The 16,185-nt window shown below is 65.6% G+C and carries 14 protein-coding genes; 10 read left to right on the plus strand and 4 right to left on the minus strand.

The window, feature by feature from the left end; all coding sequences use genetic code 11:
• The first annotated feature begins 51 nt into the window (after positions 1–51).
• Positions 52–768, plus strand: coding sequence for a ribonuclease PH (rph, locus tag AC13HB_RS07900; protein WP_482949204.1), 717 nt, complete (start codon positions 52–54; stop codon positions 766–768).
• A gap of 184 nt (positions 769–952) precedes the next feature.
• On the opposite strand, the gene AC13HB_RS07905 is transcribed toward rph, so the two are convergent.
• Both AC13HB_RS07905 and AC13HB_RS07910 read right to left on the minus strand, forming a co-directional pair.
• Complete coding sequence (locus AC13HB_RS07905) at positions 953–1,186, minus strand: helix-turn-helix domain-containing protein (protein ID WP_482949205.1); 234 nt, start codon at positions 1,184–1,186, stop codon at positions 953–955.
• Positions 1,187–1,199: 13 nt separating this feature from the next.
• Positions 1,200–1,748: a DUF2975 domain-containing protein gene (locus tag AC13HB_RS07910; protein WP_482949206.1), complete on the minus strand. Its 549-nt coding sequence runs from the start codon at positions 1,746–1,748 to the stop codon at positions 1,200–1,202.
• Between the two features lie 386 nt (positions 1,749–2,134).
• On the opposite strand from AC13HB_RS07910, the gene rdgB reads away from it, so the two are divergent.
• Positions 2,135–2,734 carry an RdgB/HAM1 family non-canonical purine NTP pyrophosphatase gene (gene rdgB / locus AC13HB_RS07915; RefSeq protein ID WP_482949207.1) on the plus strand — a complete coding sequence of 200 codons (600 nt, stop codon included), beginning with the start codon at positions 2,135–2,137 and terminating at the stop codon, positions 2,732–2,734.
• Complete coding sequence (gene hemW, locus AC13HB_RS07920; RefSeq protein WP_482949208.1) at positions 2,727–3,902, plus strand: radical SAM family heme chaperone HemW; 1,176 nt, start codon at positions 2,727–2,729, stop codon at positions 3,900–3,902. The genes rdgB and hemW overlap by 8 nt, the downstream gene beginning before the upstream one ends.
• A 3-nt stretch (positions 3,903–3,905) precedes the next feature.
• On the opposite strand, the gene AC13HB_RS07925 is transcribed toward hemW, so the two are convergent.
• Positions 3,906–5,342 carry a penicillin-binding protein activator gene (locus AC13HB_RS07925; protein WP_482949209.1) on the minus strand — a complete coding sequence of 479 codons (1,437 nt, stop codon included), beginning with the start codon at positions 5,340–5,342 and terminating at the stop codon, positions 3,906–3,908.
• On the opposite strand from AC13HB_RS07925, the gene rsmI reads away from it, so the two are divergent.
• The 7 genes from rsmI (at position 5,341) to AC13HB_RS07960 (ending at position 13,806) form a co-directional block, all read left to right on the plus strand.
• Positions 5,341–6,237 carry a 16S rRNA (cytidine(1402)-2'-O)-methyltransferase gene (gene rsmI, locus AC13HB_RS07930; RefSeq protein WP_482949210.1) on the plus strand — a complete coding sequence of 299 codons (897 nt, stop codon included), beginning with the start codon at positions 5,341–5,343 and terminating at the stop codon, positions 6,235–6,237. The two genes, AC13HB_RS07925 and rsmI, sit on opposite strands and share 2 nt — an antisense overlap.
• The gene (locus AC13HB_RS07935; protein ID WP_482949211.1) at positions 6,234–6,617 is read left to right on the plus strand and encodes a YraN family protein; all 384 of its coding nucleotides are present in this window, start codon (positions 6,234–6,236) and stop codon (positions 6,615–6,617) included. Before rsmI ends, AC13HB_RS07935 begins: the two co-directional genes overlap by 4 nt.
• A 70-nt stretch (positions 6,618–6,687) precedes the next feature.
• Positions 6,688–7,365, plus strand: coding sequence for a BON domain-containing protein (locus AC13HB_RS07940; protein WP_482949212.1), 678 nt, complete (start codon positions 6,688–6,690; stop codon positions 7,363–7,365).
• Positions 7,362–8,315 carry a glutathione synthase gene (gshB, locus tag AC13HB_RS07945; protein ID WP_482949213.1) on the plus strand — a complete coding sequence of 318 codons (954 nt, stop codon included), beginning with the start codon at positions 7,362–7,364 and terminating at the stop codon, positions 8,313–8,315. The genes AC13HB_RS07940 and gshB overlap by 4 nt, the downstream gene beginning before the upstream one ends.
• Before the next feature lie 234 nt (positions 8,316–8,549).
• Positions 8,550–10,088, plus strand: coding sequence for a YifB family Mg chelatase-like AAA ATPase (locus tag AC13HB_RS07950; RefSeq protein WP_482949214.1), 1,539 nt, complete (start codon positions 8,550–8,552; stop codon positions 10,086–10,088).
• Positions 10,089–10,267: 179 nt separating this feature from the next.
• Positions 10,268–12,151, plus strand: a complete 1,884-nt coding sequence (locus AC13HB_RS07955; protein ID WP_482949215.1) for an ATP-binding protein — start codon at positions 10,268–10,270, stop codon at positions 12,149–12,151.
• Positions 12,152–12,177: 26 nt separating this feature from the next.
• A complete protein-coding gene (locus tag AC13HB_RS07960) occupies positions 12,178–13,806 on the plus strand; it encodes an MFS transporter (RefSeq protein WP_482949216.1) in 1,629 nt (542 codons plus the stop codon).
• Between the two features lie 9 nt (positions 13,807–13,815).
• Here AC13HB_RS07960 and AC13HB_RS07965 read toward each other — a convergent pair whose 3' ends face one another.
• Complete coding sequence (locus tag AC13HB_RS07965; protein WP_482949217.1) at positions 13,816–16,101, minus strand: NADP-dependent malic enzyme; 2,286 nt, start codon at positions 16,099–16,101, stop codon at positions 13,816–13,818.
• Between the last annotated feature and the right edge of the window lie 84 nt (positions 16,102–16,185).

The raw sequence follows: 16,185 nt of genomic DNA on the forward strand, positions 1-16,185 counted from the left end.
GGGCGGCGAGGAGGGCTAGACGCGGCGGGACCATAAATCAGGAGACCGCCGATGAGACCCCATGGACGTGCCCGCGACGCGATGCGTGAAATCAGCCTGGAGGCCGGGGTGTCGGTCTATGCGGAAGGCTCCTGCATGGCGCGCTTCGGGGGCACGCACGTGCTCTGCACGGCGAGCATCGAGAATTCCGTCCCGCCCTGGCTGCGCGGTGGGGGCAAAGGCTGGGTGACGGCGGAATACGGCATGCTGCCGCGCGCCACGCACACGCGGGGCCGGCGCGAGGCGGCGGCGGGCAAACAGTCCGGCCGGACCCAGGAAATCCAGCGCCTGATCGGGCGTTCCCTGCGCGCCGTGATCGATCTGAAGGCGCTCGGCGAACGCCAGATTACCATCGATTGCGACGTCATTCAGGCGGATGGCGGTACCCGGACGGCGGCGATCACCGGCGCCTGGGTCGCGCTGAAACAGGCGACCGCCTATCTCATGGAAGAGGGTCTGCTGGAGAATGATCCGGTGCACGGCCAGCTGGCGGCGATTTCCTGCGGCGTGATCGAGGGGGAAACCCGTCTCGACCTGGAATACGAGGAAGACCGCGACGCCGGGGCCGATGCGAACTTTGTTCTGACGGATAAAGGCGGTATCGTCGAAATCCAGGCGACAGCGGAAGACCGTCCGATCCCGGAAACGGCCTTCGACGAGCTGTTCGCACTTGCCAAGGCCGGTGTTGCTGATCTGTGTGAGAAGCAGCTGGCGGCGCTGAAGCGCTGAGGCCAGTGGTGTTCCGGCTTTCTGGCCGGAGAAGAAAGACAGACGGCGGGAGCGCGCTGGGGGGCTGAAATCGGCCCGCTCGGACACTCTTGGAAGGGGCTACCGTGCAGGCCCGCCCCCGCCGTCTGTCCCACCCATTTCCCCGGAAGGCCGGGTTCGGGCGGGCTGTTTGACCCGTTCGCGCCTATTCGGCTGCGTCGCGGGCATCGTCCTCCTCATCATCGAAACTCAGCAGGTCGCCGGGCTGGCAACCGAGTTCGCGGCAGAGCGCTTCAAGGGTGGAGAAGCGTACGGCCTTGGCCTTGCCTGTCTTGAGGATGGACAGGTTGGCCATGGTGATGCCGACACGGTCGCAGAGTTCGGTCAGCGACATGCGGCGCTCCAGGAGCATACGGTCGAGGGTGACGCGAATGGGCATGATTGGCGCCTCCCTAAATCGTCAGTTTTTGTTCTTGGCGCATGCGTGCACCTTCGCGGAAAACTTCCGCAAGCACCAGAAGCGCAGCCACCGCGAACCAGGCGCCGAGATCGATATTGGCAGTGACCGTCAGCTCCAGTCCGCCCATGACCGGGCGGTCCATCATGGTCAGCAGCATGGCCACGGCGCCCTGGGTTACATGGCGCAGGATCTGGAAAGCGGCGATGGCCAGCGCGATAACCCGGAGATGCCCGGCGTTTTCCGGCACGAAGGGGTCACCCGCGATGAGCGTCGAAAAGATGCGGCGCAGACGGTCTATGACCACCATGACGGCGACGATCTCTGCAACGAAGATCGGGAAGATCCAGCCGTAATCCCTCACCGAGGACAGCAATTCGGACACGATTCCGGGCGAATAGCCCAGGAAATCCATGATGAGGGTCGCCGCTGTTGCCAGCAGGACGAAGGCGGCAATCGCCAGCAGTGCCCAGCTGAGATACCAGACGCCGTCCAGGACGATCTTTATGATGGATGCGAGCGATCCGCGGCCGAGTGTTTTCATGCCTGCCCCTTCCAAGAACGACGTAGGCCATTTCGACTGAGGCCCGTGGACGTTATCGCCGTCCTTCGGGCCTCAACCGTATTTCGCCATCATGCGGCAACCGGTGCAATGGCATAAAACGTTCCGGCTGCGACGGAAATGAGCAGTACGAGATTGATGGCAATGGAACCCATCATACGCATGCTCGAATTGTCGGACCTGACCATTTTCCTGTTTCCTTCGTGTTGAATGTGACCAACTACCGTTGTCTTTCGTGTTACTCGGACAGTGTTTCCCGTCCTTGTTGTTTATCGATAAACCCATCATTGGCGGGACGCAAGCAAAAAATATCGTTTTTCGATATGAATTTTTTGAAAGGCGATAAATAGGAGGTCGAATCCGGACCCATGACGCATACCGAGACCTGGGTGTTGGCCAGTCACAATACAGGCAAAATCAACGAGTTGCGTGCACTTCTGGAGCCGCGAGGGATCGCGCTGAAGAGTGCTGCCGATCTTGATCTGCCCGAGCCGGAAGAGACCGAGACCAGCTTTCGCGGCAATGCGGAATTGAAGGCTCGCGCGGCCTGCCTCGCGACGGGACTGGTCTGTCTGGCCGATGACAGTGGCCTCGCGGTCGATGCGCTGGACGGCGACCCCGGCGTCCATTCAGCCCGTTGGGCCGGCGAGCCGCGCGACTTCTCCCGGGCCATGGAAAAGGTGGAAAGCGGGCTGAGGAATAGTGGCAATGCGGACCGCACCGCCCGTTTCATCTGCGCCATTGCCCTCGCGCGGCCGGACGGACGCGTCAGTCACTACCAGGGCGAAGTGGCCGGCGAGATCGTCTGGCCGCCGCGTGGCGAGGGCGGTTTCGGCTATGATCCCGTCTTCCGGCCGCACGGCCATGAGCGCGTCTTTGCCGAGATGAGCCGCGAAGAGAAACAGTCGATGAGCCATCGCGGCCGCGCCCTGGCGGCGTTGATCGCGGCGGAGTTTCCCGATGGCTGATCCCGCCGGAGGGGGCGAGCAGGGCGACGCGCTGGGGCTTTACGTCCACTGGCCCTATTGTGCCCGCATCTGCCCCTATTGCGATTTCAACGTCTACCGGCCCAAGGGCGACCAGGGGGCCTTGCTCTCCGCCATACTCGACGATCTCGCCGGCTGGCGCGAACGGACCGGACCGCGCCCCCTCGCCAGCCTGCATTTCGGCGGCGGCACCCCCTCCCTGATGACACCTGCCCAGCTCGAGGCGGTTATCGGTACGGCCGAGCGGCTCTGGGGCTTCGCGCCGGACGTGGAAATCGGCCTGGAAGCCAACCCCAATGATGCCGGCGGTTTTGCCGGCATGGCCTCGGCCGGGATCAACCGGCTCTCGCTGGGTGTGCAGAGTTTCGACGATGCTGCGCTGGTCGCCCTCGGCCGCGATCACGACGCTGCCGGGGCCGAACGCTCGATCGCCGCGGCACTGACGCATTTTCCCCGGGTCTCGCTCGATCTCATCTATGCGCGCGCCGGCCAGGACGCGGATGCCTGGGCGGGGGAGCTGCGCAAGGCGCTCGCGACGGGCGCCGGGCACATCTCGCCCTATCAGCTCACCATCGAAAGCAATACCGCGTTCGGCAAACGCACGGAGCGCGGCGAAAGGCTGGCCGCGCCGCCGGACTTCGCGGCCGATCTCTACGAGCTGACCAACGAGATCTGCGCGGGTGCAGGTTTTGAGGGCTACGAGATTTCCAATCATGCCCGCTCGGCCGCAGACCAGTCGGTGCACAACCGCATCTACTGGGCGGGCGGCGACTGGATCGGGGCCGGACCCGGCGCTCATGGCCGGCTCGGAACGCATCGGACGGGCGGGCGTATCGCGACGGCGGCTGCCCGGCGTCCGGCGGATTACATACGCACGGTGTCCGAAAAGGGCTGGGGCGTGGACGAAACGGAGACGCTGAGCGCGGCAGACGAGGCCGCCGAACGGATCCTCATGGGACTGCGCCTCGCCGAAGGGCTCGATCCCGCCCGGCTGGAGCGGGCGACGGGTCTGAGCGTCGACGCAGCGGGGCTTGCCGAGATGACGGAGATGGGTCTGATGGAAACCGCCGGCACGCGCATCCGGCTCACCCCGGCGGGCCGCTTGCTGGCCGACGGGGCATCGGGGCGGCTTGTACCTGACGCCGGCTAGCGCCTAGTCCTGCAGGGCGGTTCCCGACGGCGCGGTTCCGAAGGGCGAGCGTGTCGTCGGAGCCGTACCGTAGGGATCGGTATCGTACGGGTCGGTGTCGAACACGTCCGCCTCGAAACTCGTCGGCGCCGGCTCGATCTCGAAGAAGCCGCGCGAGCGCATTTCGTAGATGGCGAGGCCACGTTCGATCATGCCGGTTTCATCGAAACGGAAGAGACCATCCGCGCCGAAGAAGCCCTGCTCGTTCTCGATCGCATCGCGCGAAAAGCCGGCTTCTCCGCCTTCCAGATGCGCGGCCAGGGCCATGGCATCATAGGCCAGGCTGGCGATGCGGGACGGCTCGCTGCCATAGGTCTCCTCGAAGCCGGTTTCGAAGGCTTCGCGGGCGGTCAGGTCCGGACCGGCAAACCAGCCGCCCCGCAGGGCGGGCTCGCGCAACAAGTCCGGGTCGTTCCAGAGGCCGGTGCCGAGGAAGCGCACGACCAGCGGGTCGACGGCCTGGCTGATCAGCAGCGGACCGAGCGCGCGCAGCTTGGTGCCCCCTTCGGGCAGGATGACGGCCTGGAAGGGCGCTTCCGGATCGGGAGCCCATTCCTGCTGACGCAACTCGTCGGCGTCTTCCGGGGTGAGCGGTTCGAACACGCCTTCCGCAAGGCGGGCCGAGGCACGCGACATGGCTTCCACATCGCCGGTGTAGAAGGATTCCGCCGCGACGAAGCCGCCGTGGCGTGCGGTATTGTCCTGCAGCGCGGAATAGACGGCCATGCCGTAGCGGTCCTGCGGGCCGAGATAGGCATATCGCTCAATGCCCTGCGACGCCGCATATTCGACAATCCGCTCGACCTCGATGCGTGGCGGGAAGCTGAGCAGGTAGACGCCGTCGCCGGCCGTCGTCGTATCGGTCGTAAACGCGATCATCGGGATATCGTTCGAGCGCGCGACGTCGCCAGCGGCCCGTACGGCGGGTCCGAACAGCGGTCCGATGATGATGTCCGCCCCGTCCTCGACGGCCGCCTGGGCAGCCGAGCGGGCGCCGTCTGGCGTGCCCTGCGTATCCTTGGGGATCATCAGCAGGTTGCCGCCGGCGCGGTCGAAGAGCGCCATCTCCGCGGCGCGCAGCATGCGCAGGGCCTCGCCGCGCGCGGCGGCGCTGTCGCTGGAGAAGGGCAGCAAGACGGCGACGCGGGCAATGTCGCGGTCTTCCATGTGCGGCGGGATCAGTCCGGTGCGTTCGGGCTCTTCCACCGGATCCGGCTTCGGCTCGACCACCGGCTCCACCACGGGTGGCGGGGCGACGGGCTCGGGCCGCGGCTGGGGCGTTGGCTGGCTGGCGCAGGCCGCAAGGCTGGCCGCACCGATGACGGCGAGGACGCGCGCGGCGGATTTTTGTGTCAGGTTGGCGAGAACCGACGAAACGCGTGAAACAAAGACTGCAAGCATGACCGAAACACCCAGCGAAATTCAGGCCGAAGCTATCCGCCAGGGGCGGAAGGGGCAAGCGCTCGGGCCGGGTCTTTATCTTGTGGCGACGCCGATCGGCAATCTGCGCGACATCACTTTGCGGGCCCTCGACGTGCTCGGCGCTGCCGATACGGTGCTGGCCGAGGATACGCGGGTCACACGGCGCCTGCTCGACGCCTACGATATCCGCGCGAAGTTGCAGGCCTATCACGATCATAATGGCGAGAAGGTCCGTCCCCGTATCATCGAGGCGCTGGAGGGCGGTGCGCGGATTGCCCTGGTCAGCGATGCGGGCACGCCGCTGGTATCGGACCCGGGTTACAAGCTGGCCCGTGCGGCGATCGAGGCCGGCATCGACGTGGTCGCGATTCCGGGAGCTTCGGCAGTCCTGACCGCGCTGACGATCGCAGGTCTGCCGACCGACTGCTTTACCTTCGCCGGTTTCCCGCCGCCCAAGGCCGGACCACGCGAGGCCTGGCTGGAAACCTATCGTCACGTTCCGGGCAGTCTGGTGATCTATGAGGGCGCCTCGCGTCTGCCCGCCTCCCTGGCCAGCATGGCGAAGCTCTTTGGCCCCCGACCGGCCGCAGTCTGCCGCGAGCTTACTAAGATGCACGAGGAGGCGCGGCGCGGCACGCTGGATACGCTCGCCGCGCACTATGCCGAAGCCGGTCCGCCGCGCGGCGAGGTGGTTGTGGTGATCGGCCCGCCGCCCGCGGACGACTGGGACGAGGCACGGATCGATGCGGCGCTCCGGGCCGCGCTCGAGGACATGCGCGTAAAGGACGCGGCCAGCCGCGTCGCGGAAGCGTCCGGCTGGGCACGGCGAGACGTCTATGCCCGCGCGCTGGCGCTGAAGGATGGCGCGGGATGAGCGTTCGCCGCCGCCGGGCCGAGGCGCGCGGCCGCTGGGCGGAGCGCCTGGCCATGGTCTGGCTGGTGCTGAAAGGCTATCGCCTGCTCGATCATCGGGCGCGCACCGCTGCCGGGGAAATCGATCTCGTGGCCCGCAAGGGAGAGTATCTCGTCTTCGTGGAAGTGAAGGCGCGCGGCGATGCCGAAACGGCGCGTGCGTCCATCGGGACGCGACAGCGCCGGCGGATCGAGCGGGCTGCCATGCTCTGGAAGGCCCGCAACCGGGCTTTCTCGAGCCTGTTTCCGCGCTACGATCTGATCCTTGTCGTGCCCGGCCGCTGGCCCGTTCACGAGCGCGCGGCCTGGGTCCCTCCCGACGCCTCCCTTGATTATCTTTAAGCCAAGCGGGGCGTGGCGCAACCGGCGAGATCGCGTAGTGTGAGCGGCATCGATTCGTCAGGAGTCCTGCATGCCCCGCCCGATTTCCGCTCTCTGCGCCCTGTCCGTGATCCTGCCTGCGATTGCGGCCTGTTCCACTGTCCAGGAGGAACGGTCGATCGGGCGTCAGGTCGATGACACGAACGCCTCCGTTGCCATCAAGTCCGCCATGCTGCGCAGCGAAGGGTTCGCGCTCGGTGGAGTCGATGTCGAGGTGACTGAGGGGATCGCGCTTCTGACCGGCGTCGTACCGCGAGAGGACGATCGCCGCATGGCCGAATGCCTCGCCTGGTCCTCGGTGGCGGTGCGCAATGTCGCCAACGAGGTGCGCGTCGGTCCCGGCGACGGCTTCCGCGATCGTACGCGGGACGCCGAAATCACGGCGCGGATCAATACGCGCCTGATCTCCGACCGCAATGTGCGGTCCATCAATTTCAATGTCGAAACCCGCAACGGGGTCGTCTACCTGCTCGGCGTGGCCCGCAATCGCGGCGAGCTCGACCGCGCTTCCGCGCACGCGTCTCTCGTCGACGGCGTGACCGAGGTGATCTCCTATGTCCGTGTCGCCGGCGTGCCGAGCGATCTTCCGGCACGTGGCGAGCGCCGCGCGGAGGCTTGTGCGGGCGAGCCCGTCCCCGGACTTGATCCGGAGGAGGAAGTGACTAACTCCGGTCCGCAACTGCTTGGTGGCCCGGAGACCTCCCGATGACGATGCGCGTAGCGGTCCAGATGGACCCGATGGACACGGTGAATGTCGATGGCGACACGACGTTCGCCTTGATGGAGGAGGCCCAGGCGCGCGGTGCCGAAATGTGGGTCTACCAGCCGGAAAACCTGGCCTGGAATGCCGGCCGCGTGGAAGCGCGCGCCCGTCCGGTTCGCGTGAAGCGCGTCCAGGGCGAACATGCCGAACTGGGCGAACCGGTCCTGCTCGATCTCGCCCGCGATGCCGATGTCGTGCTGATGCGCCAGGACCCGCCCTTCGACATGGCCTATCAGACCGCGGCGCACGTGCTCGAGCAGCTGAAGGGGCAGACCCTCGTCCTCAACGACCCGTTCTGGGTCCGCTCCAGCCCGGAAAAAATTCTGCCGCTCATCTTTCCCGAGCTGATTCCGCCGACTCTGATCACGCGCGATATCGACGCGCTGACAGCGTTCCGGGACGAGCACCAGGACCTCATCATCAAGCCGCTTTACGGCAATGGCGGCGCGGGTGTTTTCCGGATGACGCCCGGTGACGGGAATTTCTCCTCCCTGCTGGAAATGTTCCTGACCAGCTCGCGCGAGCCGGTCATCGCTCAGGCCTTCCTGCGCGAGGTTGAAAAGGGCGACAAGCGCGTCCTCCTGATCGATGGCGAGCCGGTCGGTGCCATCAACCGCGTGCCCCAGAAGGGCGAGACTCGGTCCAACATGCATGTCGGCGGACGCGCCGAGGCGTCCGGCCTCGATGCGCATGACCGGCGGATCTGCGACGCGATCGGACCGCTCCTGAAAGAGCGGGGCCTGGTGCTCGTCGGAATCGATGTGATTGGCGGAAAGCTGACCGAAATCAACGTCACATCTCCGACCGGCGTGCAGGAACTCAAGCGCTTTTCCGGTGTCGATACTTGCGCCCTCTTCTGGGATTGCGTCGCGGGAAAGCTGGCGTCCCGATCCTGATTTCGCGATGAATGCGCGGTTGCACGCTTGACGTGCACGCATTTTTGTTCAATCTTCGTTCCCGTTTTGATCCAGCAGCTCTGCGAGTTGTGGAAAACTGTGTCGCCACAGACGGTTAGTCGGCGTCAAAAATCAGCACGCTGACTGGTGTCATTCAAGGACCAGGCGTGCGGAACACGCAGTTCATGCACCGGTCCGGTGATTCAAAATCCCGGTACGAAGAAGGGAAATACCATGGCTGCAAGGACTTCCTCGGTCGCCTTCGAGGGTGCAGAAGCCCGTCATGTCGACGTTCAAGTCCAGGTTGCAGGTGGTGCGCAACCTATTTTCTCGATCGTCGGCCTGGCGGACAAGGCTGTGGCCGAAAGCCGCGAACGCGTCAGGGCGGCTTTCGCGGCGCTGGGCCTGGCACTGCCCTCGCAACGCCTGATCGTCAATCTCGCACCGGCCGACCGCCCCAAGGAGGGGTCTCACTTCGATCTGCCGATCGCGATCAGCGTGCTGGCCGAACTCAATATCATACCGCGTGACGCCGCCGAGGAGCATCTTGCGTTCGGTGAACTTGGTGCCGATGCGCGCATTCGTTCGGCGCCCGGCGCCCTGCCTGCCGCCGTCGCCGCCAACGCGACAGGACTCAAGCTGATCTGCCCGGAGGCCTGTGGCCCTGAAGCCGCCTGGGCGGGCGGGGACCTGCCCATCCTTGCCCCGGCCACGCTCATCCAGCTCATCAATCATTTCAAGGGCAGCCAGGTTCTATCCCGGCCGGTTCCCGGAGAGCTCGTGGAACCGGATCGTGCGGTCGACCTGCGGCAGGTCAAGGGTCAGGAGGGCGCCAAACGGGCGCTCGAGATCGCGGCGGCCGGGCATCACAATCTCCTAATGGTCGGTCCGCCGGGGTCCGGCAAATCAATGCTGGCCGAACGCCTGCCCGGCCTCCTGCCCGCACTCTCGGCCGAAGAATTGCTGGACGTCTCCATGATCCATTCGGTTGCGGGGCTCGTCGAGCGCGGCCGACTCACGCGGACCCGCCCCTTTCGCGCGCCGCATCACTCGGCCTCCATGGCGGCCATGGTCGGCGGCGGCAGCCGCGCCCGTCCCGGAGAAGCCTCGCTGGCTCATCGCGGCGTTCTCTTTCTCGACGAATTGCCGGAATTCCATCCCCAGGTGCTCGACAGTCTGCGCCAGCCGCTGGAGACGGGTTCGATCTCCGTTGCCCGCGCCAATGCTCATGTGTCCTATCCCGCGCGCTTCCAGCTCATCGCCGCGATGAATCCCTGCCGCTGTGGCGGCGGGGGCGATGACGGCGTGAGTTGCCGGCGCGGACCACGTTGCGCCATCGACTACCAGGCTCGTATTTCCGGCCCCATGCTTGACCGGATTGATCTGCAGATCGCCGTTCCGGCAGTGACACCGGCGGATCTCGCCCTGCCCGCGCCGAGCGAGGGCAGCGCCGAGGCCGCGCGCCGCGTGGCGGCTGCGCGGGACGCCCAGGCCGATCGCGGTTGTCTCAATGCACATCTGCCGACAGACCAGCTTGAGCATGTTGCCGAGCCGGACCGGTCCGGCGAGGTCCTGCTCCAGACCGCCGCCACGCAGCAGAACTTGACTGCGCGGTCCTATCACCGGGTCTTGCGTGTGGCCCGTACGATCGCCGATCTCGACGGGCAGGATGCGGTCCGGCGCGTGCATATCGCAGAGGCGTTGGCCTGCCGCCGCGGACTCGCCAAGCCTAACACGGCCGGATCCGGGCAGCCCCGCCGCGCCTCCGCCTGAGACCTGTCTGCAGAGGGCTATCCGGATCGGCAGAGCCGGCGGGAGGGCAGGGCAGTCCTGCTGTCATTTCCCCGCTTGCCGGTCGAGGCAAGTGGAGCAGGTCGTGCCGACGCTTCATTAACCTCGATTTGCTAGGGAATTGTCCTGCAGGACCGAGTGGAAGGCATGCCGGGACAGGAATGAGCGACGACGATCAGGATCAGGGCAGCCATGCGCGCCCGGCGCCCGACTGGCTCACGGGGGCGCGCAGCGAGGCCAGCGGCGTGGACAGCCTGCTGGAAACCGCGCTCGACGTTGCGGGCGAACTCGTTCTCGTGCGCGGATCGAGCGGTCGCGTGCTTTACGTCAATACAGCCTTCACCCGGGCCTTCGGCGGGAGCCGGACGGACTGGGTCGGCCGCTGGTTTACCGTCGCACCGCCGGCATCGGCCAAGGACAGCCGCCGCTACGACATGCTGATGCGCACGCGATCCGGTGCCCGCTGGATCGAATGGGACGAGCGTCTCCTGCCAGATGGCGGCGTGGTCTCGATGGGCCGCGACATCACCAGCCGACGCGAGGCGCACGCCGATCTCGAGGCGTCGCAGCACGCCAAATCCCTCTTCTTCGCTGCCGTGACTCATGAATTGCGCACGCCGCTGGCCGGCGCGCTGGGTATGGCGCGCCTGCTCGATGCGACACCGCTACGCCCCGACCAGGCCGATTACGTCCGCTCGATCGCCGCGTCCGCCGATCATGCTCTGGCCATGGTCGACGACATTCTCGACCTGTCGCGGCTTGAGGCCGGAAAGCTGGAATTGCGTCCCGAGCCCATCGATGTCGATCAGCTGGTCCGCGAAACGGTCGAACTCGCAGCGCCGCGCGCCCATGAGAAGGGGCTGGAAATCGGCGTCGTTTTCGCCGCCGATGCGCCGAATGTCGTCGAGGGCGACGCGGCGCGGCTCAAACAGATCCTGTTCAATCTCATAGGCAATGCGGTGAAGTTCACTGACACGGGCGGCGTGCGCATCGATGTCAGCAATGCGCCGGACAATGAGGGAAGGCCGCGCCTCGCCCTCTCCGTCTCCGATACCGGTCCAGGGATTTCCGAAGCCGATCAGGCCCATCTGTTCGAACATTTCGAACGTGGTGCGGCCGAGCGCAATGGCGCCGAGGGCGGTGCCGGGCTCGGTCTCGCCATGGTGCGCCGTCTCGTCGAGGCGATGGAAAGCGCCATGGGCGTGGAGAGCGAGCTCGGCGAGGGCGCCAAATTCTGGGTATTGTTCGAACTGCCGGTGCAGAGTTTGCGCAATGGCGAACCTCTTTCCGGGCAGCGCCTGGCCATTGCCGGCCCCAGCGCGGTGCTGCGCGAGACGCTGGCCGATCAGCTAGCAGCGCTGGGGGCCGAGATCGTCGTCATTGACCATCCGTCGCGACTGGCGGCGGCGTCCGGCCTCGACATTCTGGTCGATCCGGCCTGGGCCGGGCCGGCGCGCGAGGCCGGAGCGCAGCGGATCTGGCAATTGGTGGCGCCAGCGGAGAAGGATGCCGTGATTGCCGGTGCGGGCACTGCGGGAGACGGCTGGTTCGTCAAGCCGATCCGGGCGGCCAGCCTGGTCGATCGACTGCTCGGCGGAAGCGGGGAGGACGCAGTGCCGGAAGGCCCGGATGGCCTGTCCGGTGCCGAGGCCGTGGATCTTTCCTCCCTTTCGCTGCTCGTGGCCGAGGACGACCCGGTCAATGCGATGATCGCGCGAAAATGTCTGGAGCGGATCGGCATTGATGTCACCCTCGTCGGAGACGGGGCCAGCGCCGTGGATGCGGCGCTCGGCGGCCGGTTCGACGCGGCCCTGCTCGATCAGCGCATGCCCGCACTCGACGGGCCCGACGTGGCCCGCGCCATCCGCGCCGCCGGTCTCGACCTGCCCCTGATTGCCCTGACCGCCAATGCCTCGGAAGCCGACCGCTCGCTATGCCTTGAAGCCGGGATGGACGAATTCCTGACCAAGCCGCTCGACCCGGAAAAGCTCGGCACCGCCCTCTCCCGCTTGTGCCGGACCGAGAAGCGCGCCAGCATGCGCTGACCCCAGCCCATGCGGAGTTCAGTCTGATGGCCAACACGCCTGCCGATGCCGGCACACCGTCCACGAGCACGACCTGGCTCAAGACGCTCACCGTCTACGGTACGCCGGTCATGCTCTCCATGCTGGTACTCGGCTTCGCGTCAGGCCTGCCGCTCTACATGGTCTTCCAGAAACTGTCCTACTGGCTACGCGATGCCGGTATCGACCGTTCGACCATCGGCTTCTTCTACTTCGTCACCCTGTCCTACACGCTCAAATTTCTCTGGGCGCCGCTGGTCGACCGGGTGAAAATCCCCTTTCTCAACAAGCTGCTCGGTGCGCGGCGATCCTGGATATTCACGGCGATAGCCGGAACCGTCATCGCCCTTGTCCTGATCGCCTTTTCCGACCCGACCGGCGCGTCCTACCGGCGCGACGAGACCGGGACGCGTTTCGCCGAGATCAGCCTCGAAGAGTACGCGGTCCTTTCCGACTCCCTGCAGCTGGCCGTGGACAGTGAGAATGAGCGCGTCTCGGTCGAGGAGGCTGCGCAGCTCCGTGAGGGCGTCCGGACCGTCTCCGGAGAGGACGGCGCTGAGATCGTGCTTGTGCCGGCCGAGGATTACCGGAGGCTGCTGGAAATCGTGCAGAGCGACGATCATTTCGAACGCCTCGCCGAGATGAGAACGCTCTGGAGTCTGTTCCCGGTGGTGATCGCCGCCCTTCTGCTCGCCTATTCCGGTGCCACGCTTGATGTCTCGATCGATGCCTGGCGGATTGAATCCGCTCCGAACGACATGCAGGCCAACATGGCCGCTGCCTACTCCTTCGGCTACCGCATCGCCTACATGACCTCCGGTCTGGGCCTTGCCATTTCGGAATGGGCAAACTGGAACCTGTCCTTCCTGACCATGGCAGCTGCCATGGCCCTGTCAGCCGCGCTCGTCTTCCTGATGAAGGAGCCCAAAGCGGGCGTGGGCAAGCGTGAGCTTGAGGGCAGTTTCGGCCTCAAAGTGGTTCGGGCTGTCTGGGAGCCTTTCAAGGCCTTCTTTGACCGGCTGGGCTGGTGGATCATCGTCGTGATCGCGCTGATCTCGCTCTACCGGATCAGCGATTTCACCATGGGCGTCATGGCCGCGCCGCTCTATTCGGACCTCGAATTCGACCGTGCGGTGGTTGGCGGTATCCAGAGCGGCCCGGGTCTCGCGGCAACCATGTTCGGGCTGTTCGTTGGAGGCATCGTCGCTTACCGCATCGGCTTGATGAAGGCGCTCGTCATCGGTCTTTTGATCACGCTGATCACCAATGGTGCCTTTGCCTGGCTGGCCGCAACGGCCCAGCCGGACGAAGTGTGGAAGCTCACCGTTGCTATCGTGGGCGACAATCTAGCGGGCGGTTTCGTCACAACCGTCTTCATCGCGTATCTGTCGAGCCTGGTCGATCCGGCGAATGCGGCGACGCAATATGCGCTCGTCAGTTCCTTCTACGCGCTTTTCGCGAAATTCCTGTCCGGCTTCTCCGGCGTGCTCGCGGACGCGGTCGGTTGGGTGACCTTCTTCGTGGTCACAGCGGGCTGGACGATCCCGGCTGCGATCGTCCTGCTCGTCGTTGCGCGCTACGGCCCACCGGGTGCCCGAGGCGAGGAGAAATTCGCCGAGCGCGAAACCGTCGACTAGCAGTTTCGCTTACTCCGCCAGGCCCGTATCCACGTCGTGCTTTTCCGGATCGTAGGCGGCGAGGGCGGCAAGCGTTGTGATCTCGCTGACCGAGGCGCCGAGGCGGGCGATCTGGACGGGTTTCTCTACGCCGAGCAGCATCGGGCCGATCACGGTCGCGCCACCGGCCACGCGCAGGAGCTTGGTCGCAATGGAGGCGGAGTGGATGGCCGGCATGACCAGCACGTTCGCCGGCCCCTTCAGGCGCGAGAAGGGGTAGAGGAAGCGGTGTGACGGATCGAGCGCCACATCGACATTCATCTCGCCTTCGTATTCGAAATCCACATCGCGCCCGTCGAGCAGCTTTACCGCTTCCTGCAGCTTGTCCGAACGGTCGCCGGACGGATTGCCGAAGGTGGAATAGGACAGGAAGGCCACGCGGGGCGTGAAGCCGAAGCCGCGGGCGGCGGCCGCCGTCTCGCAGGCGATATCGGCCAGGGCGTGCTCGTCCGGGAATTCGGCCACGTTCGTGTCGGCGATGAAGAGGGTGCGCCCCTTGGCGAGCGCGATCGACATGCCCATCACCCGCTGTCCCTCGATCGGGTCCAGCACGAGGCGGATGTCGCGCAGGGCCGCGTCATAGGCACGGGTTGTGCCCGTTACCATGCCGTCCGCATCGCCCAGTTTCACCATGCAGGCGGAGAAGACATTGCGGTCGTTATTGACCAGACGCTGCACATCGCGGCGCAGATAGCCCTGGCGCTGAAGGCGCGCGTAGAGGAAGTCGGCATAGTCGGAATTATGATCCGAAAGCCGCGCATTGACGATCTCGATGGCGTCTTCCGGCACGCCGACCTGACGCATGTTGGCACGCGCGACTTCCTCGCGGCCGACGAGGATGGCCTTGCCCAATTCCTGATTCTGGAAAGCGTAGGCGGCGCGGATAACCGAGGGCTCCTCGCCTTCGGCAAAGACGATGCGGCGGCCATGCCCCATCACGGCGCCCTGGATGCGCTGCAGCAGGGCGGCAGTCGGGTCGAGGCGGCGGGCCAGAGAGGCGCGATAGGCCTGCATGTCCGGGACCGGCTTGCGGGCCACGCCGGAATCCATCGCAGCCTGGGCCACATAGGGCGGCACGTAGGAGATCAGGCGCGGGTCGAAAGGCGATGGAATGATGTAGTCCTTGCCGAATTTCGGGCGTGCGCCGTGATAGGCCGCAGCGACCTCGTCCGGTACGTCTTCCTTGGCCAGGGCGGCGATCGCCTGGGCCGCGGCGATCTTCATTTCCTCATTGATGGTCCGGGCGCGCGCATCGAGCGCACCGCGGAAGATGTAGGGAAAACCAAGGACATTGTTGACCTGGTTGGGATAGTCCGAACGGCCGGTTGCCATGATGGCATCGTCGCGAACCGCGGCGACATCCTCCGGCGTGATCTCCGGATCCGGATTGGCCATGGCGAAGATGATCGGTTCGTCGGCCATGGACTTGACCATGTCCTGGCTGACGGCACCGGCGACGGAGAGGCCGAGGAAGCAGTCGGCGCCCTCCAGCGCATCGGCGAGCGAGCGCTTGTCGGTGTCGGCGGCGTGGGCGGCCTTCCACTGGTTGAGATTGTCGCGGTCCTTGTGGATCACGCCCTTGGAATCGCACAGGAGCGCATTCTCCGATCGTACACCCATGGCCTTGAGCAGTTCCAGCACGGCAATGCCCGCGGCGCCGGCGCCGTTGACGACGACCTTGAGGTCCTCGATCCGGCGATTGGTCAGGTGACAGGCGTTGAGAATGCCGGCGGCGGAGATGATGGCCGTGCCGTGCTGGTCGTCATGGAAGACCGGAATGTCGAGCAGTTCGCGCAGGCGCTGTTCGACGATGAAGCTCTCCGGCGCCTTGATGTCTTCCAGATTGATGCCGCCGAACGTATTGCCGATGCGCTTGACGCATTCGATGAAGGCGTCCGCATCGTTCTCCTCGACCTCGATGTCGATGGCGTCGATGTCGGCGAAGCGCTTGAACAGCACCGCCTTGCCTTCCATTACCGGCTTGGAGGCCATGGCGCCGAGATCGCCTAGCCCGAGAATGGCCGTGCCGTTGGAGATCACGGCGACCATATTCCCCTTCGAGGTGTAGTCGTAGATCTTGTCCGCATCCTCGGCGATCGCCTTCACAGGCGCAGCGACGCCGGGGCTATAGGCCAGCGACAGGTCGCGCTGTGTGGCCATCGGCTTGGTCGGAGACAGGGCGAGCTTGCCCGGAACGGGCTCGCGGTGAAAGGCGAGCGCTTCGTCGTCCTCAACATGGCTCGTTCTGTCGTTCATCGCCGATGTCCTTGTTTCCAGATTATTCCCCGACTAGAAGCGCTCTAGCCGCTTCCGGCCCTTGCACGCAAGGTGAAACCTCGC

The organism is Maricaulis sp. B-26 (genome assembly GCF_056857855.1).